Source organism: Bdellovibrio bacteriovorus (assembly GCF_025558485.1).
Classification (GTDB): domain Bacteria; phylum Bdellovibrionota; class Bdellovibrionia; order Bdellovibrionales; family Bdellovibrionaceae; genus Bdellovibrio; species Bdellovibrio bacteriovorus_G.
This window is the reverse complement of the sequence record NZ_CP102930.1, coordinates 457,878-480,212: the sequence shown is the minus strand read 5'-3', so window position 1 is coordinate 480,212 and position 22,335 is coordinate 457,878. Positions and strand designations below refer to the sequence as shown.

General features: G+C 49.1%; 17 protein-coding genes. 13 read left to right on the top strand and 4 right to left on the bottom strand.

Annotated elements, in window-relative coordinates:
- Positions 1–95: 95 nt before the first annotated feature.
- The gene (locus EZJ49_RS02475; RefSeq protein ID WP_262554029.1) at positions 96–584 is read right to left on the bottom strand and encodes a hypothetical protein; all 489 of its coding nucleotides are present in this window, start codon (positions 582–584) and stop codon (positions 96–98) included.
- A gap of 105 nt (positions 585–689) precedes the next feature.
- A complete protein-coding gene (locus EZJ49_RS02470) occupies positions 690–1,004 on the bottom strand; it encodes a hypothetical protein (protein ID WP_262554027.1) in 315 nt (104 codons plus the stop codon).
- A 274-nt stretch (positions 1,005–1,278) separates the two neighbouring features.
- Here EZJ49_RS02470 and ppdK point away from each other — a divergent pair, with 274 nt between their 5' ends.
- From ppdK to EZJ49_RS02430, 8 genes are all read left to right on the top strand, one after another.
- Complete coding sequence (gene ppdK / locus EZJ49_RS02465) at positions 1,279–3,990, top strand: pyruvate, phosphate dikinase (protein ID WP_262554025.1); 2,712 nt, start codon at positions 1,279–1,281, stop codon at positions 3,988–3,990.
- 204 nt (positions 3,991–4,194) lie between these two features.
- A complete protein-coding gene (locus EZJ49_RS02460) occupies positions 4,195–5,679 on the top strand; it encodes a catalase (protein ID WP_262554023.1) in 1,485 nt (494 codons plus the stop codon).
- Positions 5,680–5,694: 15 nt separating this feature from the next.
- Complete coding sequence (locus EZJ49_RS02455) at positions 5,695–6,177, top strand: ankyrin repeat domain-containing protein (protein WP_262554021.1); 483 nt, start codon at positions 5,695–5,697, stop codon at positions 6,175–6,177.
- 304 nt (positions 6,178–6,481) lie between these two features.
- Positions 6,482–6,994 carry a hypothetical protein gene (locus EZJ49_RS02450; RefSeq protein WP_262554019.1) on the top strand — a complete coding sequence of 171 codons (513 nt, stop codon included), beginning with the start codon at positions 6,482–6,484 and terminating at the stop codon, positions 6,992–6,994.
- Between the two features lie 309 nt (positions 6,995–7,303).
- Positions 7,304–10,891 (top strand): chromosome segregation protein SMC, encoded by a 3,588-nt coding sequence (smc, locus tag EZJ49_RS02445; RefSeq protein ID WP_262554017.1) that lies wholly within the window; start codon positions 7,304–7,306, stop codon positions 10,889–10,891.
- Between the two features lie 268 nt (positions 10,892–11,159).
- Positions 11,160–12,707, top strand: coding sequence for a hypothetical protein (locus EZJ49_RS02440; protein WP_410468745.1), 1,548 nt, complete (start codon positions 11,160–11,162; stop codon positions 12,705–12,707).
- 12 nt (positions 12,708–12,719) lie between these two features.
- The gene (locus tag EZJ49_RS02435) at positions 12,720–14,402 is read left to right on the top strand and encodes a hypothetical protein (protein ID WP_262554013.1); all 1,683 of its coding nucleotides are present in this window, start codon (positions 12,720–12,722) and stop codon (positions 14,400–14,402) included.
- 8 nt (positions 14,403–14,410) lie between these two features.
- Entirely contained in the window at positions 14,411–15,115 is a 705-nt protein-coding gene (locus tag EZJ49_RS02430; protein ID WP_262554011.1) for a hypothetical protein, read from the top strand.
- Between the two features lie 127 nt (positions 15,116–15,242).
- Here the strand turns inward: EZJ49_RS02430 and EZJ49_RS02425 are convergent, their stop codons facing one another.
- A complete protein-coding gene (locus EZJ49_RS02425; RefSeq protein WP_262554009.1) occupies positions 15,243–15,884 on the bottom strand; it encodes an NAD(P)H-dependent oxidoreductase in 642 nt (213 codons plus the stop codon).
- Positions 15,885–16,031: 147 nt separating this feature from the next.
- Here EZJ49_RS02425 and EZJ49_RS02420 point away from each other — a divergent pair, with 147 nt between their 5' ends.
- The 5 genes from EZJ49_RS02420 (at position 16,032) to EZJ49_RS02400 (ending at position 21,719) form a co-directional block, all read left to right on the top strand.
- Complete coding sequence (locus EZJ49_RS02420) at positions 16,032–16,445, top strand: RrF2 family transcriptional regulator (protein ID WP_262554007.1); 414 nt, start codon at positions 16,032–16,034, stop codon at positions 16,443–16,445.
- A 27-nt stretch (positions 16,446–16,472) separates the two neighbouring features.
- Entirely contained in the window at positions 16,473–16,682 is a 210-nt protein-coding gene (locus tag EZJ49_RS02415) for a DUF5522 domain-containing protein (protein WP_262554005.1), read from the top strand.
- Positions 16,683–16,802: 120 nt separating this feature from the next.
- A complete protein-coding gene (locus tag EZJ49_RS02410) occupies positions 16,803–18,446 on the top strand; it encodes a microtubule-binding protein (protein ID WP_262554003.1) in 1,644 nt (547 codons plus the stop codon).
- A gap of 12 nt (positions 18,447–18,458) precedes the next feature.
- A complete protein-coding gene (locus tag EZJ49_RS02405) occupies positions 18,459–19,364 on the top strand; it encodes a hypothetical protein (protein WP_262554002.1) in 906 nt (301 codons plus the stop codon).
- A 3-nt stretch (positions 19,365–19,367) separates the two neighbouring features.
- Entirely contained in the window at positions 19,368–21,719 is a 2,352-nt protein-coding gene (locus EZJ49_RS02400) for an FHA domain-containing protein (RefSeq protein ID WP_262554001.1), read from the top strand.
- Here EZJ49_RS02400 and EZJ49_RS02395 read toward each other — a convergent pair.
- A complete protein-coding gene (locus tag EZJ49_RS02395) occupies positions 21,713–22,333 on the bottom strand; it encodes a hypothetical protein (protein WP_262553999.1) in 621 nt (206 codons plus the stop codon). The genes EZJ49_RS02400 and EZJ49_RS02395 overlap by 7 nt on opposite strands.
- Positions 22,334–22,335: the final 2 nt, after the last annotated feature.

Here is a 22,335-nt window from a genome sequence, read left to right as displayed (position 1 = left end):
GCTGAAGGGCCTGTCGGCCCGTAAGCTGAAGCAGAAAATAATAAAAAAGGGAGCGTCAACGCTCCCTTTTTTATTTCCAATTGTCCTTCGGAAAACTACTTGTTCAGGCTCCAGCAGGAATAAGGTCCGTTCTGAGTCAGAAGCACGATGCTGTCGTCGCCGTTATGAGCCAGAGTTTTGCCCGTTTTAGCATCGAAGATCAGTCCATAAGGATTGTCGCCCGGCCAGGTTTTTACCTGAATATAAGTGCGACCGGTCACTCTGGATTTGAAAGTGATGATGTAAAGGTCATTGAAAGGCTGTTCGCCTTCCTGAGAGAAGAATTTTTTGATTTCCGCGAAAGTCATGGCTTTGGAAGTGTATTCCTCCTGCACCAGGTGAGCATTCACCAGTTCAAGTTCAAACGCAGTCAAAGAGTTGATTTCCTTGATGTCCAAAGTGCTCAGCTCTTCAAAGATGCTTTCATAGTCTTCTTCCTGCTCGGCTTCCAAGGCACAAAGCTCTTTCAGGTTTTCCAGCTTTTGGCCCTTGGCGAAAGAAGTGGAAACCGCGAATAAAGACAGAATTAAAATAAACTTTTTCATTTAATAACTCCCCATGTGTGATGACGAATAGGCTTGTAACAACCGCTGTGATTTTTGGTAAGTGAATAAGAATCAAGTTATTATTCAAAAATCACATAGATGTATTTAGTACTGGGACAGTTCCGCCGGGTTGCCATCGACATTGCGATAGACAATGCCGTCAATCTGATCGCCAACTTTGTAGTTGCAGGAAGTGATCACACCAAAAGAGCTGGCTTCGTCGATATCCAAAGGGCAAACGTAAGAAGGATTGAACATCCAGTTCCCGGTCCAGGCCATTTTTACCCGGCATTGAGTTTCAGAAACAGGTTCCACAGAGGCTACCTGAGCAAGCATTTGAGCTTCCAGTTGAGTACATGTTGGGAAGGCAAAAGACGAGCTGGCAGCAAGAAGGGTCAGAGCGAACGCAAGCGTTTTCATGGTTTTCTCCTTTGGATTTTGTGAATGCGCTCTTCTAGCATGTCCGGCGGCTTCTTGGCGTCAGGAATGTGTCAGTATTGTGTCAGCTTGTAAAAATGCCTAAGTGCTCGATAAATGAAAGCTTTTCCGGGGACATCCACACCCCCGGAGGGTGGAATCTTAGCTCTATTAAACAGAGCCTCGGTGCGCCAATAAATTTCATTGATATTAAGGGGTTAGCGATGTTTTATTACATCGTATAGACGATAAATTTACTTTTCGGTGGGGGAGACTAATGCACCAGAATGTAAACTCTGAAAATAAAACGACCAAATCCACTATTCCTCAGAAGTTCGTGTACTTCTTTGCTGCCGGTGATTCCGAAGGCAATGCGGGAATGAAAAACATCCTTGGAGGCAAAGGCGCCAATCTGGCGGAAATGACCTCTCTGGGTATTCCAGTGCCTCCGGGCTTTACGATCTCCACAGAGATCTGTGCTCACTTCTATGAAGCCGGTGGTAAGTTGCCAGAATGGGTTCGTCCTTCTGTTTTGGATGCCATGAAAAAAGTGGAAACTAAAATCGGCAAAAAATTCGGCGACGTGGCCAATCCGCTGTTGGTTTCCGTTCGCTCCGGCGCTCGTGCTTCTATGCCGGGCATGATGGACACGATTCTAAACCTGGGCCTGAACGATCAGACCGTGGAAGGTTTGGCGAAGTCCTCTAACAACCCTCGTTTTGCCTGGGATTCTTACCGTCGTTTCATTCAAATGTATTCGGACGTGGTGATGGGCATGAATTCGTCTCTTCTGGAAGTGACTTTGGAAGACATGAAAGAGGAAAAACACTACAAGCTTGATACAGAGCTGACGGTGGATGATCTGAAACTTCTTGTTAAAAAATTCAAAGATCTGGTTCATCAGATGACAGGTCAGTCCTTCCCGGCAGATCCTTGGGATCAGTTGTGGGGTGCGATCTCTGCGGTCTTCCATTCATGGAATACCCCGCGTGCGATCACTTACCGTGAACTGCATTCAATCCCGGCAGCGTGGGGAACGGCCGTGAACGTTCAATCCATGGTCTTCGGAAATATGGGTGATGATTCTGCAACAGGCGTGGCGTTTACGCGCAATCCGTCCACAGGGGAAAAGGCTTTCTACGGTGAATTCCTGATCAATGCCCAGGGTGAAGATGTGGTGGCGGGTATCCGTACTCCGCAACCGATTACCAAGGTGGCTGCGGCGGCTGCGGGAGTAATGTCTCTGGAAGAAGCTCTTCCACAGGCTTACGGTCAGCTTGTTGATATTTATAAAAAATTGGAAGGTCATTATCGTGACATGCAGGACATCGAGTTCACAATTGAACGTGGTGTTTTGTGGATGCTGCAAACTCGCAATGGAAAAAGAACGGCAGCTGCAGCATTGAAGATTGCCTGCGATATGATCGATGAAAAGTTGATCACGCAGGATGAAGCCATCCTGCGCCTTGATCCGGCAGCTTTGGATCAGTTGCTGCACCCGACGTTGGACCCTAAGGCCGCGAAAACCACTTTGGCCAAAGGTTTGCCAGCATCTCCGGGCGGTGTGAACGGTCAAATCGTTTTCACTTCCGAAGAAGCGGTTGAATGGAAAGAACAAGGCAAGAAAGTTATTCTTGTGCGTATTGAGACGTCTCCGGAAGATATCGCCGGTATGGTGGCCGCACAAGGGATCCTGACGACTCGTGGGGGGATGACTTCTCACGCGGCAGTTGTGGCGCGTGGTATGGGTAAGTGCTGTGTGGCGGGTTGTGGTGACATCGAGGTCGATTACCGTAACGAAACCATGAAAGTGAAAGGGTACGTTCTTAAGAAGGGCGACGTGATCACTTTGGATGGTTCCACTGGTGAAGTTTTCCTGGGTGAAGTGAAAACCATTGAACCGAAACTGGATGGCAGCTTCGAGCGCATCATGAAAATCGCCGATGGCATTCGTAAGTTGAAAGTTCGCACGAACGCGGACACTCCAAAAGACGCACAAACAGCGCGCAACTTCGGCGCGGAAGGTATCGGTCTTTGCCGTACCGAGCACATGTTCTTTGGCGCGGATCGCATTGATGCTGTTCGTGAGATGATCATTGCTGATAACAAAGCGGACCGTGAAAAGGCGTTGACGAAATTGTTGCCAATGCAGCGGGAAGACTTCTATGGCTTGTTCAAGGTTATGGATGGCCTGCCAGTGACAATCCGTCTGTTGGACCCGCCATTGCATGAGTTCGTGCCTCACACAGATGAAGAAACCAAAGAGCTGGCGAAGCGTTTGAACACGGACTATGAACGTCTGCGTGCGAAAGTAAAATCTTTGCATGAATTCAATCCGATGCTGGGTCATCGTGGCTGCCGTTTGGCGATCACGTTCCCGGAAATCTATCAGATGCAAGTGCGCGCGATTGCCGAAGCGGCAGCGCAGTTGATCTCTGAAGGTAAAACACTGGCTCCGGAAATCATGATCCCGCTGGTGGCGACAGACAAAGAGCTGGATGTCCTGCGTGGTCAGGCGATTGGTGAAGTGAAGAAGGTTCAATCTGAAAAGAACGTGAAGTTCGAATACACAGTTGGAACGATGATTGAGCTTCCTCGTGCCGCCCTGACTGCGGATGCGATCGCTGAACATGCAGACTTCTTCAGTTTTGGTACGAACGATTTGACTCAGACGACTTTGGGGCTTTCTCGCGATGACTCGGGTCGTTTCCTGGGTTCTTACGTTTCTCAGGGCATTCTGCCAAAAGATCCGTTCATGTCGATTGATCAGGTCGGTGTTGGGTCTTTGGTGAAAATGGGTGTGGACTTGGGTCGCCGTGCGAAGCCGGATTTGAAAGTCGGCGTGTGCGGTGAACATGGTGGTGACCCGGATTCTATCGAATTCTTCCACCGCGTGGGCTTGGATTATGTGTCCTGCTCTCCGTTCCGTGTGCCTATCGCCAGACTGGCAGCGGCTCGGGCCGCTTTGCTGGGTAAGAAATTGCACTAAGTAAGAAAATGAAAAGGCCCTCCATCACGGAGGGCCTTTTTTTATTCACTGGGTGAAGTAAGAGTGCCAAAGGCCAGGGTTGTTTTTTTACATGAATTGCCCGGTTGGTGCCGTCAGACGACAGAACTCTAAAATACACATTCATCACGACTTCGCGCTTTTATTATCCTGAGTGAGTCATTTAAATTCACGAAAGGATACATCATGGCTCGCACGAAGAAAAGTCTGACAACGACCGCAGGGGCTCCTGTGGCGGATAACCAAAACTCTTTGACGGTAGGGCCACGAGGTCCGTTGGTTTTGCAGGACGTGGCACTGATTGAAAAGCTGGCCCATCAAAATCGAGAACGTGTGCCGGAAAGATCGGTTCATGCCAAAGGCTCCGGTGCTTTTGGAGTTTTAACGATCACCCACGACATTAGTAAATACACCCGCGCCAAGTTTCTTAAAAAAGGCACAAAGACCGACATGCTGATTCGTTTTTCAACAGTGGCGGGGGAAAGAGGCGCTGCCGATGCCGAACGCGACGTGCGGGGTTTTGCCATGAAGTTTTACACCGAGGAAGGTAACTTTGATCTGGTTGGCAATAACACCCCAGTGTTCTTTGTACGCGATCCCTATAAGTTTCCGGATTTTATTCACACACAAAAACGTGACCCCCACAGCAACTTAAGAAGCCCGACAGCGATGTGGGATTTTTGGTCACTCAGCCCGGAAAGCTGTCATCAGGTGACGATTCTGTTTTCGGATCGAGGACTGCCTGCAAGCTACCGGCACATGCACGGCTTTGGCTCGCACACGTATTCATTTATTAATGAAAAGGGTGAACGCCACTGGGTGAAATTCCATTTTAAAACGGAACAGGGCATCCGTAATCTGCGCAATCACGAAGCTGCCGAACTTGTAGGGCGAACGCGCGAAAGCCATCAGGAGGATCTGTACAACGCGATTGAAGCCAGGGACTTCCCGCGCTGGAAATTCTATGTGCAGCTGATGACGGAAGAACAGGCGAAGAAAACGCCTTACAATCCCTTTGATCTTACGAAGGTGTGGCCGCACGGGGATTTCCCTATGATTGAAGTCGGGCACTTTGAACTGAATCGCAATCCGGTCAATTACCATGCGCAGATCGAACAGGCCGCCTTTAACCCCAACAACATGGTGCCGGGGATTTCGTGGTCGCCGGATAAGATGTTGCAGTCGCGCACCTTTGCTTATGCCGATGCTCATCGCTACCGCATTGGGACCCACTATGAAATGTTGCCAGTGAATAAACCCAAAGTGGAAGTTCATCACTATCACTTGGACGGGGCCATGCGCTTTGACCTTCCGGAATACCATCACGCTTTCTATGAGCCAAATTCTTATGGTGGCCCGGTTCAGCAGGAACAGTATCGGGAGCCGCCACTTAGATTGGATGATCCGGTGATGGATCGCTTCAACCATCGTGAAGGCAATGATGATTATTCCCAGTGCCGGGCTTTGTTCAATCTGATGACGCCCGATCAGAAGAATCAACTGTTGAACAATATTGCAGAGCACATGAAAGGTGGCCATGTGCCGGAAGAAATCGTGCGTCGTCAGGTGGATGTCTTTATGCGGGTTCATCAGGATTATGGATTGGGGCTGGCCAAGCTGATGGGGCTTAAGGTGTACACGGATGCAGAGCAGGCGTCTTCTCATCATTAATTAAAGGAGTTCGATATGCCAACCTGGGAAGAATATAAAAGAACAATGGTCATGGAGCCGCAGATCTTTGAAGAAGCTCGCAGTGGCAACTGCGAAGCCTTGCGGCAGTATCTGGCGTTTGGAGGCGACATAGAAATTCGCAATCACAAAGGGCACACGCTTTTGATGCTGGCGGCTTATCACGATCAAGAACATGCTTCGGAGCTTCTGATTGAACATGGTGCGGATGTGAACTCCCTGGATGAGATGGGGAATTCCATTTTGATGGGAGCCTGCTTTAAAGGTCATGTGCGGGTGGTGGAGTTATTGTTATCGCAGGGGGCGATGACAGATCTTAAAAATCCGCATGGCATGACTGCCTTGGATTTAGCACGGGTGTTTGGGCGAAAAGATGTGGTGTCTTTATTAAGTGATCGTCCTGCGGCCTGGAGCGATCCGATGGAGGTCGCCTGCCGTCTGATTGCACGCAAGCTGTCTCGACCGACTCCGGAAGCTTAAAGCATCTTCAAGCGGGGCTTAAAAATGCAAAAGCGAGTTTGGCCTTCGCCAACCTCGCTTTTGGGAGTGTCTAGATTTCCTCCAGAGTGCTAAGTTGTTTGTTTCATTGTGGAACAATCGAGCGCTGATTAAAGCGTTTTCAAAACGACAATTGTCGTCACTGTCTAGGCATCATACAGATTGAATCTGCTCCTTCTTTCTTACATGGTTGTGTAACTCCTTGAAATCTAAGTTGGATTCCTCATTGGTCCGGATGTGGCTGTGGATTTGCTTTAGGGATAGGCATAGAGAAGGAACAAATTTTATGAAAATCAAAAACTATATTCTGACGATGATGAAAGCTTTGGCGCTGACAGCAATGACTGTTGGCTTGGTAAACTGTAGCAAAGACAGTGGTGGTGGTTCCACGACTACGACGACGGCCTATCGCTGCTTCCAGGTAAACTCTTACAATGGAACAAGCACGCAGGTGGATAATTCTTACTGCTACAACAATAGTTATCAGAATGGGTATTCCACGTATCAATGTCGTGATGTGAACAACGCGGTAGTGGCAAACACTCTTTGTGCGAACACGGGTGTGGCAACAGGTTACTCCATCAATCAGTATGGTTACTGTGTGCAGACTTCAACTGGTCAGCAAGTTCCACAAAACTATTGCACAACAGGTGTAGGTACGGGTGTGGGCTCTGTAGTAAGCTGCCAAGGTCAGACATTCTACTGGCAGGGTATTCAGATCACTTGCGGTGTGACTTACAACTGCCCATCAGGTGTTGTACTTCAGAACTTGCAAGGTCAAACAGTACAGTGCATGTAATCTGAAATCCTTCTTAAGTTCAGAATAATCAACGGCGCACCGATCCCCTCGGCGCGCCGTTTTTCATTTCCCGAAAAGGTGCCTGGTGATTTTTTCTAGCTACGGCGCAGCAGAAAAAATCACCAGGCACCTTTCCTCAACGCGACATGTAAATCGGATTGTAAGTCTGCTTAAGTTTTCAGCGAACCGGGTGGTTTTAAGAGGCTATGGTTGACATGACTCCCAACACTCGCGAAATTCTAATGGTCTTTGGTCTAGCTAGACCTTGGGCTTGTGTTTGAGGGGAAGTACTCAAGAGGGGAATATACCTTGAGAATTAAAAAGATTGAACTGATTGGTTTTAAGTCATTCAAAGACCGCACAGTGATCCACTTCGATGCTGGTATCACGGGTATCGTCGGACCTAATGGTTGCGGTAAGTCCAACATCGTTGACGCACTTATGTGGGTCATGGGTGAAATGTCTGCCAAGGACCTTCGTGGCTCCCAAATGACGGACGTTATCTTCGGTGGTGCTGAGGGGTATGCGCCGTTGGGGATGTGCGAAGTTTCTCTGACTTTGGAAAATGACGGGGGCGCGTTCCCTGCCAAATACATCAAGCATTCCGAGATCATGGTAACCCGTCGCTTGTACAGAAGCGGTGAGGGTGAATATTTCGTCAATAAAGAACCTGCACGTTTGAAAGACGTTCAGGAAATCTTCATGGATACCGGTGCCGGTGCCAAAGGTTTCTCTATCATCGCTCAGGGTATGATCGGTAAGATCATCACTGCGAAACCTGAAGACCGTCGTATGCTTATCGAAGAAGCTGCGGGTATCACGAAGTTCAAAGCTCGTAAAAAAGAATCCCAGCGTAAATTGATTTCCACGGACCAGAACCTGGTGCGTTTGCAGGACATCATCGGCGAGTTGAAACGTCAGATCGATTCCTTGCAAAGACAGGCTCAACGTGCGGAACGCTATCGCAATATTAAAAATCAAATTGAAGACCTGGATCTGTGGTTGTCTTCAGCTCAGTACATTGAGCTAAAGCGTGCCGCGGATGAAGCTCAGGCGATCTTCAACGAAGCGCAAAGCATGGAAGTGGAAGGCGAAACAAACCTTTCTACCTTGCAGGGCCAACTGGAAGTTCTGAAACTGCAAATTCTTGAAAAAGAAAAAATGGTGGAAGAACAGCAAACTCAGTTCCACGACAAACAGTCCACGGTTCAAAAGAAGGAAATGGAAATCCAGGAACTTCGTTTTGAAATCGAACAGGCCCGTCGTAACGAACAAATGACCGGCACCATCCTGCAGGAACAAGAAGCCCGTAAAGAGCTTCTGACTCGCGATAAAGCGGCGTTGGACGAACAGGTTGCTGAACTGAAAGAGGAAGCTGAAACACTGGCGGCCACTTTCGCTCAGAAAAACGACATCTTCCAAAACTCCAATTCTCGCATCTCTGTTGTGGATGAGGAACTGACGACCAAACGTCGTGAGTTGTTCGCCGTGGGTCAGTCCGAGTCCTCTTTGGATGCCCGTGTGAATTCTTTGACAGCACAAATCGCTGACATCACCGAGCGCCAGGACAACGAACAACTGGTTCTGAATGAACTTCGCGAAAAACAAGTGGAGTTTGAAGCCCGTCGCAAGAAGGTCTTCAACGAACTTGATAAAGAACGTCAGATGCAATTGGATCTGGCGAACGATGTGGATTCCTTCGAGGCCAACAAAAAGATCCTGATGGATTCCGCGGCAGTTAAAAAAGCGGAAGTGGAACAATTCAAAGACAGTTTGAACGAAGTGGCATCCCGCTTGTACGGCTTGGAAAACCTGCAAAACAACTTTGAAGGTTTCCAAGAGGGAGTGAAGCAGGTCATGTTGTGGCAGAAAACCCGCACTCAGGAAATGATGGCGGACGGTTCTGTGGTGACTCACTTCCAACCGGTTTCTGAGGTTGTGGAAGTTCCGGCTGAATATGAAGTGGCTATGGAAGCAGCGCTGGGTTCTCGCCTGCAAATGCTTCTTTCTTCCGACGCAAATATCGCGATGGATGCGGTCACTCACCTGAAAGAAAACAAATCCGGTCGTTCCAGCTTCTTGTCTGCAAATGACAATGGCAAAGGTCTGAACCGCGCAGAGGCTCCAGTTTCTGAAACTGGTGTTCAGGCGATTCTAAAAGACGTGGTTAAGTCTGCTGACAAGTTCCAGAACACTGTGGCTTATCTGTTGGATGGCGTGGCGATTGTTGATTCCATCCGCACGGCTTTGGCTTTGCGTCCTCGTTACGAGGGTTGGACTTTCGTGACTGTTGACGGGGACACCCTGACAGCTGACGGAGTTTTGACAGGTGGTTCTTCTGAATCCGCAGATTCTGGCGTTTTGAAGCGTCGTCGTGAAATCAAGGAATTGTCCGAGAAGAAAGACGAATTCGCAGGGAAACTGGCGTTGGCACAAGCCGCTCTGAAGAAAACGGAAGAGCAGCTGGCAAACGTTCTGAATGACTTCGAAGGCGCGCAAAAACGCAAAATTGAACAAGAAATCAAAGTCACTGAACTTCGTAAGGATCTGGAACGCGCAGAAAACGAACTGGTCAACGCTCAAACAGCGGTGGAAAGACAAGAGCGCGAACTTAAAAAGATCACTGAACAAGTTGAAGTTCAGGAAGCCAAACTGGAAGAACTGAATCAGGCGTTGCTGGAAGCTCGCGAGAAGAAAGTTCTTTTGGAGATGGAAGTTGAGACTCTGAACACAGAGTTGAACAGCACCCGTCAGGGCTTTGACGGTCTGCAGGCTGAAGTGACTGAACTTCAGGTGAAATCCGCTTCCAAAACTCAGGAATACCAAGGTGTCCTGAGACAGCTTGAAATGGTGACCAAGTCTTTGAATGATTTGGACGGCCAGTTGACTCGTATGAGTGAAGAAGCTCAAGGGTACAATTCTCAAATGACTGAAAGCCAGATGGCTTTGGAAGAAAAGAAAATTGAATTTGAACGTCTGTTGGACGAAGTTGAGCAGTTGAAACTGCAAGTCGGCCGTACCAAAGACGAATATGAAGTGATGTCCGAAAGTGCCCGCGAGATTGAAGATCAGGCTATGTCTTCTCAGCGCGCGCGCAACGAAAGACAGCACAAAATGAATGATTCCCAGTTAAAACTGGAACAAGCCAAGATGAAAGAGCAGTACCTCATCGATCAAATCCGTGAGCGTTACATGCTGAATCTTCCGGACGTTATTGAAAAATACGCGGACCGTGAAGGTGACTTCCTTGAGGCGGACGCTCAGTTGAAAGACTTGCGTGAAAAGCTGGCTAAAATTGGTGAAGTCAACCTGTCTGCGATTGAAGAGTACGAAGAAACAGCTCAACGTTATGAGTTCCTGACAAAACAGCACGCTGATTTGACAGAAGCCAAAGAGCAGCTTCGTAAAGTTATTGATCGTATCAACAGAATCTGTTCCAAGCGCTTTAAAGAGACGTTTGACCTAGTGAATGACCGGTTCACTCGCGTATTCCCGGTTCTATTCGGTGGCGGTGAGGCGAATCTGACCCTGATCGAAAACGAGGAAAAAGGCGAAGCGGGTATCGAGATCATGGCGCGTCCTCCGGGCAAAAAGACACAAAACGTGTCCTTGATGTCGGGTGGTGAAAAAGCCCTGACGGCGGTGGCGCTGGTGTTCTCCATCTTCCTGGTGAAACCTTCTCCATACTGTTTGCTGGATGAGGTTGACGCTCCACTTGATGACGCCAACGTCTTCCGTTTCAACGACCTGGTTCGTGAGATGGCAAAACGTTCTCAGATCATCGTTGTTACCCACAACAAACACACCATGGAAGTGGCTGGTAAGTTGTACGGCGTGACGATGCAAGAGCGTGGGGTTTCCACGATGGTTTCTGTATCCTTGCAGGATATCAAATAAGACCCACAAAAATCGAAAACTCAAAAAACCCGCTGCTAGTCCCAGCGGGTTTTTTCTTAGGTACGGACTTACTTGTGGTAGTGCTTCTGCGTTAGACGCGAATGCACTACCACAAGTAAGTCCGTACCTTTTTGAGGCGGTCGGGTGTTCCCCCGGAACAGCTTAATGAAAATTTGACCGACTAAGCTGTCTTGTATTGAGAATGCCGGTCGCGCTATCGAGGAATCCTCCGATAAGATAGAAGAGTCGCGGAAACTTCTATGGGGGAATGACCGTGTTAAAATATCTATCCATAAGCTTGCTGTTTTTGGCAGGGCCTGCTTATTCGCAGAAAATGAGCGAGGTCGGCTTATACAATCGATGTTACTCCCATTTGACCGGGAAGCCGGTGCCGTTGGGTCATGCCACGATGGCGCAGATTCGCTCCGGGAAAATGCATGCGTTGGATGCATGCAATGCCTTGCTGGACAAGGCCGAATTGGATGGCAGTGGTCCGTTAGTTCATCGTTCAGACAAGGAAGCACGTTCAGTTCTTAATACATTCTATAATTTCCATCGCACCTGGTTTACTTCCAACACCATGGAGCAAATTCAGGAATACAGTGAAGAAATGTCCCGCGGAACCGTGGATATTTATGATTCCACTGAACCCAGTCTGGCTTTAACCCGTGCGATGTTCGCGCGTGGTTCAAAATATTCTGATGTGATCACAGCCAATCAGGGTGTTCGCGCCTTGCGAGAAGATGATGCGCGTGTGCGGGCTTCAATTGGCTGGACTGTGGATTTTCCGGGCCGTCGTCGTTATGGTAACAATGGTGGTTTGAATGAAAACCTGTTCCACTTCCGCGCTTTAAGTGGCGGTTTTAACGGGAACTCAGACACGACAAATTCCATCTTTATGAATTTACCCAGAATTGAAACTGGGGAATTGGTGGGGATTCGTACTACCACGGAAACCGCCGTGGTTCCCAACCTGTCACTGCAACCGTTGGGTGCTGACAAGCGCGCCAGTGATCAGCCGGGCTTGAACTTTAGCTTTGATATGCTGAAGAATCTGGGCGGCGGGGTTTTGGGCTCGCCGATCTATCTGATGTTGAACTATGGGCATGGTCGGGGCCTTGAAGCCAACGGCACCACCAAGGTTCCACGCCGCTGGTCACAGACCAATATGGAATCTTTCCTGTGTGCCCAGCTTCCGGCGCTACGTGAATCCGATATCACGCAGTATGTGGTGGGGAATTCCTCTGCGCCTTTCCGAAACTCTGGAAGCTGCGTGATGTGCCATGCGACTTTGGACCCGATGGCTTATACGGCTCGCAATGTGGTTGTGGGAAATTCGGATTATGCCGAGTTTTCTGCCGGAGCTCGTACCCATGCCAAAGCGGCTTTGCATTTGACGACTTATCGTCCTGAAATCGCTTCTGTCAGCGGCTGGCCGTCGGAGCCTGTGGCGAACTTCCACCGTCAAACTCCGAACGGTCGTTTGTATTTCCGTTCGATGACAGGTCAGCTTATTGACAGGTCCGTCAATGGCATTGGCGGGCTGGGGCTCGCGATGAGCGAAACAAAGGACTATTACTATTGTGCTGCGAAGAGATACTTCCAGTATTTCACTGGGATCACGGTGGCTTTGTATGACCGTTCCAATCCCAACAATGAAGTTTTGAATATGCAATTGTCAAAAGAGGCCATTGAGGATCGCAAGTTTATTGAATCTCTGGGGGATGAGCTTCAACAAACTCAGTCTGTGCGCCAATTGGTGAAACGGATCATGGCTTCCAAGTACTATAGCGATGTGAACTATCGCGAAAAATAATCCGGGGGGATTATGGGGGACGAAAACAATCTGACACGAAGAGGCTTTATTGCCGGTGGCGCTGTCGTCGGGGCATCAACTGCTTTGGCGCTGACACCCTTTGAGCGTCTGATGAATGTCCTAAGCACCGGGTTTATTCACAAGGCCCAGGCCGAAGCCAATGGCACTGAGGGCTCGCGAAATTATATCAATATCCTGATGGCGGGCGGACCGATGCGCTACACGTTTGATGCGTGGATGCGCACGAATCCTTCCGACCCGCAGTTGGATTACAATCCGATGGTGGCCACCAAGTTTGTCTCTTCCGGGGGCCGGGTGGTGGGAACTGAGTATGCCACGTTTAACTATAACGGCGTCATGGTTCCGCACATGTTTTCCCATGCGGTGACGACATCGGCGGGAAGTCGCGCTTTGACGGAGCTTTTGAATCACATGCTGGTGGTTCGTGGTTTCGGAACGGGGTTTGACGGGCATTTGTTTAATGCCACAATCCAACAGGCTCCGGTCGGTGGAGTGGCATCTTTAATGGGGCTGGCCGCCGATTATTCCAAGAAGACTTTTGAAGCCATCGAGTGGCCGGATCGCGGTGCCTATGGCAACTACGCTTCGATGAATGGAAAGGCCCTGAACAAGCTGACGGGCAATCCCCTGACCTCTTTGCTGGAAGGCTTCGGTGGTCCACAGGGCGGACGAGTTAAAGGACGCTCTTTGAAAGAGCGCAATCAAGAGGCCTTTGAACTGGCGCAGGCACGTTTACGTGCTTATGCTCAGTCTGATTTTGCCGGGGCCACAATTCTGGGGAAAAATCTGTCCAATGCCTCAGCACTGATGAAAAAGGGCATCGGCAATATTGGTGCTTACTGGGATGGTGCAGTTGCGCGCTATCGCAATCTGATGGAAGCCAGCCTGCGCCAGCAGGGTTTGGTTGGGATCAATGATGTGCCGATGATTTCTGCACAGAACGAACACTGGCGCGTGCACGTGGCCGATGGCAATCGTGGGATGACGATCAGTGCGAATTCGGATCTGCGTGATTCCATTAAAACCATGACTTGTCCGGGAGCGCTGGCTGAAGGCTTTGCTTTGGCTGAATATGTTCTGAAAGAAGGACTGGTCAGCACAATGAATCTGCAAATGGGTGATCCGGCGGGCTTGATGATGAAGGATGCGGCCAATGGCGTGACCGGCAATCATGTTGCCATCAAGGACATGCACGAAACCGGATCTATTCCGGGAGTGTTGATCACGACAGCCTATTACCGGGCCTTGTGCGCGGGGATGCTGGAGCTGATTGATCAGTTAAAGAAAAGTAAAGTCAACGGTGCGGATTTGTGGTCTGAAACTGTTATTCAGGTGATATCTGAATTCAATCGCACGGCTCGTGCAAATGGTTCGGGCAGTGACCACGGATTTAACCAGTTGGTGACCAGTGCATTTTCCGGTGCAATTCAAAAAGGTCCTTTCGTGGTCGGCAATATTTATAAGTCTGGTCATGGTGGTGGTTATACCGGAACGCAGGGTCGTGCGGCACCGATTGAAGGTTACAATCAAAAGGGCATGCCGTCGCCAACAATGGCGGCATCGACAGTGGCCGCTTTGCTGCGCACGAAAAATCCTTATGAGAATTTAGCAGAACCGTTGGTGCGTTTAAGCGGCAACGATCTGCAGGTTTTGAAAGCGGCGAAAATCGTATGAGGTGGTTGATGTTAGCCAGCAACAGATACAAGATTTTTGGTTTGCTTGTCACTGGACTGGTGATGACCCAGTTTTATCAAAACTGCGGTCAGATGGGCGGATTTGCTGTTCTAGATCAGTCATCCTTGAATCTGGATATGGGTTCAACCGGAGGCAGTGATCAGAATCATCCTCCGCAAAAAGATGTGGTTCTGCCGACGCAAAAAGTGCAGGTGGTGAACCGGGACTATGTTGCCGCTTTGATGCGGGAAATTTTCACGACATCCGGTGGCCCTGTTCCGAATCTGGAGGGGCTGTTGAATCAGTGGATTATCAATCGCGGTGCTCAGTATGGACTGGGATGCAATCCTTACGACAGCTATTCCGGGCGGGATTGCGGCGGGGATATTTCCAACTCCAATCTGCCGATCAAAGTGGATGGCAATACTGTGCGGGAATCTTTCCGTGTGCAGTTCTGTGAAAATATTCTGGGCATGGACGAAGGCGTGAACGCGATTTTGGAAAAGATTCCGAATCGCCCGGCAGCCCCGACGGCAGAGGCTGTCAGACAGGTGTATGGTCTTTTCTATCGTGGTGACGGCGCATCCGACATCACGATCGCGTCATTGCTGGAACTGGATAAGGTTCTGGCTCAAAAAGGAGAGCCCGCCATTGAACGTTGGCGAGCTCTGTCGCTGCAAGTATGTGAATCACCAGGCTGGCAACTGCAGTAAACAGAATTCAACACCCCAACTGCTGCGTTGAATTCTGTTTATAAAGGAGGTCCGCTGCCGAGATAAAATGGCAAAGTGTCTTTTGGGGGAACCTTGCCAGTTCAGGTCAGCAGCGGAAGTTGAAAGGTTATTTTACGTAGTGAATAAGGTCTGCTTCAGCGAAGCGGACCTTTTTTTGATGCTGCAAAGGATCTTCGCTGTGGCGGTACCCCAAAGCCACCGTGGCCACAGTTTTCCAGCCTGAGCCTTCGTTACCCAGAATTTTATCATAGGCCGCGGGATCAAAGCCCTCCATCGGGGTGGCATCAATCTTCAGAAGGGCTGCTGTTTGCAGCAGGAAACCCATCGCGATATAGGCCTGACGTTGAGACCATACGCGGATTTTTTCCTCTGGCGCCTTCACAAGATTTTCGATCAGCATATTTTTGTAGCCGTCCAGGGACTCTAAGGAGGTCTCTCGGACATCGGCGACACGCTGGATGAATTTTTGCACGAACTCCGGATCAATTTTTTCCTTATACTGGAACACCACATAGTGGCTGGCATCAGTCACTTGAGTTTGATTCCAGGAAACAGGTTTCAGTTGATTGCGCACCTCAGGATTTTCCACGACCAGGAATCTCCAGGGTTGTACGCCGTAAGAGGAGGGGGCCAAGGTCAAAGAGTTGCGCAGTTGTACCCAGTCCGCATCCGAGATCTTTTTGCTCGGGTCGAACTTTTTCGTGGCATAACGCCATTCCAGGGCATCTTGAAGAGTTTTATGAGTCATCGGGAGGGTCTCCTATATAATGTAACCGATATGAGCACATTATGAGGGGTCTTGGTTTTAAATGCAACTATAAAAAGCACATTTAAAGAAAGGTTCATATAATTCAGCCCGGTTGTTTATTTTTAAGGCTTGGGGTAGAGTATATCCATGGTTGACCAACGATTTTCTGTCTCAGTCCATATTATGACCGCCCTGGCTTATCACAAGGGTGAGCTCATGACCTCCGAGGAGCTGGCTTCGGGCATCCGAACCAACCCCACGGTGATCCGTCGCTTGATTTCCAAGCTGGTGGAAGCGGGGCTGTTGACCTCTTTTAAAGGAAAATCCGGCGGCGTGAAGCTGGCCAAAACCCCGAAAGAGATTTCCCTGAAGGACGTCTATATCGCCATTTCTGAAAAGCGACTGATTGCCACTCCTGACAAAGATCCCAATAAAAACTGTGTGGTCAGTTGTTCAATGAAAAAGCTGATGTGCGAGGTTGTTGACGGGATGGAGACAAACTCCATGCAATACCTTCAGGGCATCCGTCTTTCTGACCTGACGTCCCGAATTTCCAGGTAAAGCCGGAAAAAACACCAACGGCTTAAGATGAGACACCCAAAAAACTCTGAACAAATTCTACAGGAACTTCACGATCAGGCCTGTGAATCGCAACAGGATTTCTACATCGATCCCGAAACAGGTTATACGGTTTTCACCGCTTTTTATCATTTGAAGCGCGGGCAGTGCTGTGGTTCAGGCTGTCGCCACTGTCCGTGGAAAAAGAATAGTCAGAAAGATTCAAAAGGCACCAACTAGCCTTCCGTAGTGTCGAAAGCTTCGGCACTTTCCTCGAAAGAAAAACACTCAATTCTGTTTTTGATCCACCGAAAAGAAGATCGACGCTGTTATTCTTAAATGCAGGTGGGGTGCGTAGGTATGTCGTTTAATTACCAGAAAAACAAAGAACATTCGAGCGACAGCTTTTGGACGTCGTACTCGGATTTATTCCTGGGTTTAAGTACGATTTTCCTTTTGTTGTACGTGACATCCAGTCTGCGTACCGGAACCGATGCTTTGCGTGGTCAGGTGGAAAATCAAAAGCTTTCGATGAAAGTGGAAGAACTGCAAAGTCAGTTGAAGATGTACGAATCCGTCAAAAATGAATACCTTGCAAACCAAGCTCCGAAGGATGAAATGCAAGAATATCAGGAGCTGATGGACAAGCTGACCCTTTTGCAAGAAGACGCCAAAACGGAAAAAGACCGTTTGATTCAGGAAGCGCGTGAAAATGGCGAAAAAGTCAAAGCCTTGAATAAGTACCAGCAGATGGTGCGCAATGTTCTTAATGCCAACAAGATGGCCAAAGCCAAGATCATCAATCGTGACGACCTGATCAAGGAACAGGACGTTGAAATTGAAACGCAGGAAGGTCAGATTGCTGACCTGAACAAGGACATTCTGCAAAAGAAGCAGTTGATTGCCCAGGGTGAACAAAAGATCGAACAAACCCAGGCACAGTTGCATAAACGTCTTACTGAATTGCGTGGGGCGTACAAAGCCAACAAGCTTTCCAAAAAGTTATTTGAACAAAAAATGGCGCAGGCCCGTGCTGAAGGAAACCAGAAGGTGGCACAGCTTAATCAGGTCAATGCCCAGTATCAGGCGCAGTTGAATCAGGCCAATGTGCAGTTGGGTCAGGTTCAGGGCGAACTTTCCAAAACTCAGGGGTTGTTGTCTCAGAAGGAAGAGGAAGCGACTCATCTGGCTGGGACGCTTTCCCGCACGAAAGCCGATGCCGCAGCTAAAATTGCAGGATTGGAAAGCGGCTTGGCAGACGAGCGGGCTCGTGGAGCTAAGAAAGTGGCGGCTTTGCAGGAAGGCTTTGAAGCTGAAAAAGGTGCGTTGAAACGTGGCTTCGCTGCACAACAAGCCGGCTTGCTTCAGGAGAAGAATGCCTTGCAGGGTGCTTTGAGCGATACGCAGGGCCAGTTGGCCAAGGCGCGTGCGGAAATCGAAGCTCGTAAATCTGTTGCCGGAGAAATCCAAAAAGGTTTTGCCAAGGCGGGGATCAAAGCGGACATCGACATGCAGACGGGTGATGTGGTTTTGGATTTCGGTCAGGCTTATTTTGACAGTGACTCTGACCGCCTGAAACATGAAATGAAGGGTGTGCTGGAAAAAGCCATGCCGATCTATTCCCGTTCATTGTTTGGCAATCCCAAAATTTCAGACAAGATTTCTGCGGTGGAGATCATCGGTTTTGCGTCACCGACATATCAAGGTCGCTACGTGGACCCGCAAAGTGCGAAGCCGGCAGACAAGGCCGCTTTGAAATACAACATGGATTTAAGTTACCGTCGTGCAAATTCCATCTTCAGCTACATGCTGGATGAAGGGAACATGCGATTTGAACATCAGCGCGAGCTTTTGTCTTTGATGAAGGTTTCAGGACGAAGTTTCCTGGAGGTCATGAAAGTGCAAAACCGCAATGTCGCTTCTGCCGCGGAATTCTGCCGTCAGAACGACTGTAAAAAAGCGCAGCGGGTTATTATCCGCTTTAATATGGATCAAAAGAAATAAAAGGGGTGGGTTGTGACAACGAAGGCATTAGCTGAATATTTTATTATAGGTCTGCCGTATGCGATGGCAGCCGTCTTTCTGGTCGGTCTGTTCTTCCGTTCTGTGATCTATTACACAGTTCGCCGCCATGAATGGTTTGCCAAGGAATTTGAAAAACGCGTGAATCGCTTTATCGAGGCTGAAGTGCCCGGCAAAGTTGAAAACGTGTCTTTCTATGTTCTGACGAAAAAAACCCTGGAAAGAACTTATTACGAAGTGTTTGAAATCCGTGACCGTATGAAACGCCGCAAGCCGGATTCCGTGATGGCCACCAGTGACCGGGTATTCCTGGTTCGTCAGGGGTGCGCCTGGTTGGTGAAGGACATCCTGAAGCAGGTAAAGTTCCTGCGCTGGACGGATGAAAATCCAAAGCTGTTGAATATCACCAAGGCGACATTGCAACATAATCCTTGTTTCAACCGTGTGTTTGGCATTTTCCCGATGGTGGGGATGAATGATTTGATTTCCATTTTGCCGGGTCTGTTTGTTGTGGCGGGTATTCTGGGGACGTTCATCGGTATCGCCGGTGGTCTTCAGGAACTGGGTACAATGAATTTGCAGGATCTGGAAAACACCAAAAACATCATGGATCGTTTCCTTCATGAAATTTCCTTTGCGATGAAAACTTCCATCGCGGGTATTATCTTCTCGTTGATGGCGCACGTGACGAACGTGATTCTGTCCCCGGAAAGATCCTATGTTTCAATGGTGGATCGTTTTGAAAGTGCTTTGGACCTTCTATGGTACCGCAGTGACAACAATGAATACCCAGCCCATGAACGTCCTTTTGATGAGCACCGCGATGCTGTTGAAGCTTTGGCCGAAGATGCACTCAACAAGGAGATTGGAAAGACTGCGGTTGTTTCCCGGGGAGCTTAATAATTGAATAAGTTCATAGTTACAATCCATAGGAAGGATCAGGTGTTAAGCCGTGAGGTGAATAAAGATTCATTCACCATGGGCCGATCTTTGGATTGTGACTTGTCCTTGAACGACACCAACATCAGCCGCGTTCATGTGGTGGTCAGCCGTCGTTGGAACCAGATCTGGATCGAGGATAAAAACTCTTCTAATGGAACCTATATCAATGGCACCCGTATCGTGCAGGGGACTCCTGTCAATGTGGTGCCTTCCGACCGTATTCAACTGGGCCGCTCTGAATATATTCTGAATGTGGATCTGGAGCTGGAACAACCTGCTCCTGAACCTGAACCAGAACCGGAGCCGTCTTATCAGCCCACGCCACAAGAAGAAGGTGAGGACGCTCCGTTGGAAGCCACGGTGGCCATGCCTGCGCCGAACATGGCGCCTTTCCAGGCTGAAAAAATTCTTCATGAAGCCAAGCGCAAAGCCGCCCAGATTATTCTGGAAGGGGAAACCCAGGCTGAAAAGCGTGTGCAGGTGATCTATCAAAAAGCCCGGGAAGCTCAGGCGCAGGCGGAAATCTTCTATCAGGCGCGCATGGCCGAAGCGCACAAGGAAGCCGATGCCATTCTGACGGACTTCCAGAAGCAGGGGCAGACCCTGTTGCATGAAGCGCGCAACATGGCGCAGGAACTGCGTGAGGAAGTGGATTCCTACGTGCAGAGCCTTCGTCAGAAAGCCAAAAAAGATGCCGAGGAAATTGTTTCCGAAGGAACTTTGGCCGCTGAAAAAATGAAGGATGAGGCTCTGGCCAGTGGCCGGGATCTGGCTCGTCAGGAAAGTCAGGAACTGCTGAAGACCACACGCGAGGAGGCTGATCGCATTCTGGATTTTTCCAAATTGCAGATCGAGGAAACCCAGGCTCGTATTCGCGGTGATCTGGAAAAGTCCCAGCAGGAAATTCAACTGACTTTGCAAAATGCCAAAGAGGATGCGGAACGCATGCTGGAGGAATCCAGTGCAAAGATCCGTGAATCTGAAGCGGTCCTGCGTGAAGAATCTGAACGCATTCGCAACGAAAACAAGGATTTGGTTCAGGCGGCCAAAGCCGAAGCAGAACAGATGATTCAAACCGCAGAACAGAAGGTTTCAGAGATCCAGTCCGTCAGCAGTGAAAAGCAAACGGTTCTAAATGAGCTTCTGGAAAACGTCGCGGCTCGTACGGCGGAGCTGCAAAAGGTCACTGAAGATTTGAATAAAACCCGCACCGACAACTCCGACCTGCTAAGTCAGGTGGAAAAAGGGCAGGCTTTGTTGAAAGAGCTTCAGACCACACATGCGGATCTGGAAAAGCAAAAGGCCTTGTTGGAGGCTTCTTTGAAGTCCTTGCAGGAAAAACAGGCGCATCTGACCATGGATGTGCACGATATCGAAAGCAAGAAAACACATCTGTTTAAGGAATACGACGCCCAGAAGATTTTCCTGAACGAAAAACTGGAAAAAGAAAAAAGCCAGATGGCCCGTTCGGAAGAAGAGCGTCTGGAAGAATTACGTCTGGAAATGTCGAAAAAGATGCAGAAAATGGAACGAGACCTGCTGGATGACGTGATTCGCAAAAAGTCCTCGATGGTCAAAGAAATCCATTCTGCGATCGAAAAAGAAGTCGTGATGTTGATGGAGCCTGAAAAATGGCGCAACATTTCCCAGTCCGTTGAAAATCACATCACCGAAGCCATCGAAGGAAAAGTGGCGACACTGTCCCAGTCCTCGATGACGGAAAAGCCTGTTGATCTGATGAAAAAGCGCAAGAATGAAAAAGTACGCTGGGTCACTATGGGACTTGCCATGGGAGCCATTGGTTACTTCGTCAGTCAGGTTGTGATAAACAAGGTTATCCGTGACCAGACACCGATGCAGACGATGGTCAGCAATGAGGCCAAGAAACGTCAGGATGAACTGGAAAAACGCCGCTTTAATCCGGCGCAGGCGGATGAGGTCAAGGACACTTATACCGATGCAGTCATTTATACCCGAAACTATCTGGATATCTACACGGATGCGCAGTTCCAGCAAAAGCTTTACAAGGCAGCCTCCGCCTACTTGCTGAAGACCTGGAGAGTGGACGAGGACAAGTCCATTCAGGTGATTTCTGCGTCCAGTGCTTTGGTGAAAGAGCTGGCTGAAAAACGCACGAAGATCCATCCGGACTTTATCAAAGAGGGTATTGAAAAAATGCGTGAGCTGGAAGGTCAGACCCTGACTCGCATGAAAACGACGCTGGGATCAGAGGTCCGTCTGGAATCCTATCGTCGTTTTGAAAAGAACTTCTATATGGAAGAAGTCAAACGCCGCCGTATGGCCAATTACTGATACAGCGGGATTTTCATCTCGCGAATGATCTTCCAGTAATCTGCCGGTTTTGCATTCTGCGCCTGTTCACTGAACAAATAAGCATTCAAACTGCGGGCTTTGATCGAGTTGTCCTCGCCCAGTTTGTAAAAGTGCTCATACACGATTTCGTGCAGGATCAAACCGGCCTTGCTGCGTTCAGAAAGCTTGTTCCACAAATCCTGATCCACCAGAAAACGTTTGGATACGGACGAGGCGTCTTGCCGGCGGATCGCAATCTGCCGGACTTTGCACGTTTCGTCTTTGGGCTTGAACAGATGTTTGGAATCCCGAATGTTCGTCAAAGTCACGTCAGCTTTGAAATCACTTTCGTCAATAAATTGACTGAGGCGTCGCTGATAGTTGCGCGCCTGAACAGGACTCAAACGAGCCAGATTTTTCAGGACATCCCCGGCAATTTCACGATAGCTGTTTTTGCCGTCGAAATTTTGCAGCTTCAGGTCCGATTCATAGAAATCCAGCAGTTCCGTTTGTGCAGGGCAGGTCACAACATCGCCGCCATTGCCAACCCGGTTGCCACTGGCTGAAGCCGTCAGAGAAATCGTTAGAAGAGGGCCGAGAATAAGCTTTTTCATAA

What these genes read in the sequence shown, in the direction of transcription:
- EZJ49_RS02475 (WP_262554029.1), bottom strand. Translation starts at nt 584, where the DNA reads ATGAAAAAGTTTATTTTAATTCTGTCTTTATTCGCGGTTTCCACTTCT.
- EZJ49_RS02470 (WP_262554027.1), bottom strand. Translation starts at nt 1,004, where the DNA reads ATGAAAACGCTTGCGTTCGCTCTGACCCTTCTTGCTGCCAGCTCGTCT.
- ppdK (WP_262554025.1), top strand. Translation starts at nt 1,279, where the DNA reads ATGCACCAGAATGTAAACTCTGAAAATAAAACGACCAAATCCACTATT.
- EZJ49_RS02460 (WP_262554023.1), top strand. Translation starts at nt 4,195, where the DNA reads ATGGCTCGCACGAAGAAAAGTCTGACAACGACCGCAGGGGCTCCTGTG.
- EZJ49_RS02455 (WP_262554021.1), top strand. Translation starts at nt 5,695, where the DNA reads ATGCCAACCTGGGAAGAATATAAAAGAACAATGGTCATGGAGCCGCAG.
- EZJ49_RS02450 (WP_262554019.1), top strand. Translation starts at nt 6,482, where the DNA reads ATGAAAATCAAAAACTATATTCTGACGATGATGAAAGCTTTGGCGCTG.
- EZJ49_RS02440 (WP_410468745.1), top strand. Translation starts at nt 11,160, where the DNA reads ATGACCGTGTTAAAATATCTATCCATAAGCTTGCTGTTTTTGGCAGGG.
- EZJ49_RS02435 (WP_262554013.1), top strand. Translation starts at nt 12,720, where the DNA reads ATGGGGGACGAAAACAATCTGACACGAAGAGGCTTTATTGCCGGTGGC.
- EZJ49_RS02430 (WP_262554011.1), top strand. Translation starts at nt 14,411, where the DNA reads ATGTTAGCCAGCAACAGATACAAGATTTTTGGTTTGCTTGTCACTGGA.
- EZJ49_RS02425 (WP_262554009.1), bottom strand. Translation starts at nt 15,884, where the DNA reads ATGACTCATAAAACTCTTCAAGATGCCCTGGAATGGCGTTATGCCACG.
- EZJ49_RS02420 (WP_262554007.1), top strand. Translation starts at nt 16,032, where the DNA reads ATGGTTGACCAACGATTTTCTGTCTCAGTCCATATTATGACCGCCCTG.
- EZJ49_RS02415 (WP_262554005.1), top strand. Translation starts at nt 16,473, where the DNA reads ATGAGACACCCAAAAAACTCTGAACAAATTCTACAGGAACTTCACGAT.
- EZJ49_RS02410 (WP_262554003.1), top strand. Translation starts at nt 16,803, where the DNA reads ATGTCGTTTAATTACCAGAAAAACAAAGAACATTCGAGCGACAGCTTT.
- EZJ49_RS02395 (WP_262553999.1), bottom strand. Translation starts at nt 22,333, where the DNA reads ATGAAAAAGCTTATTCTCGGCCCTCTTCTAACGATTTCTCTGACGGCT.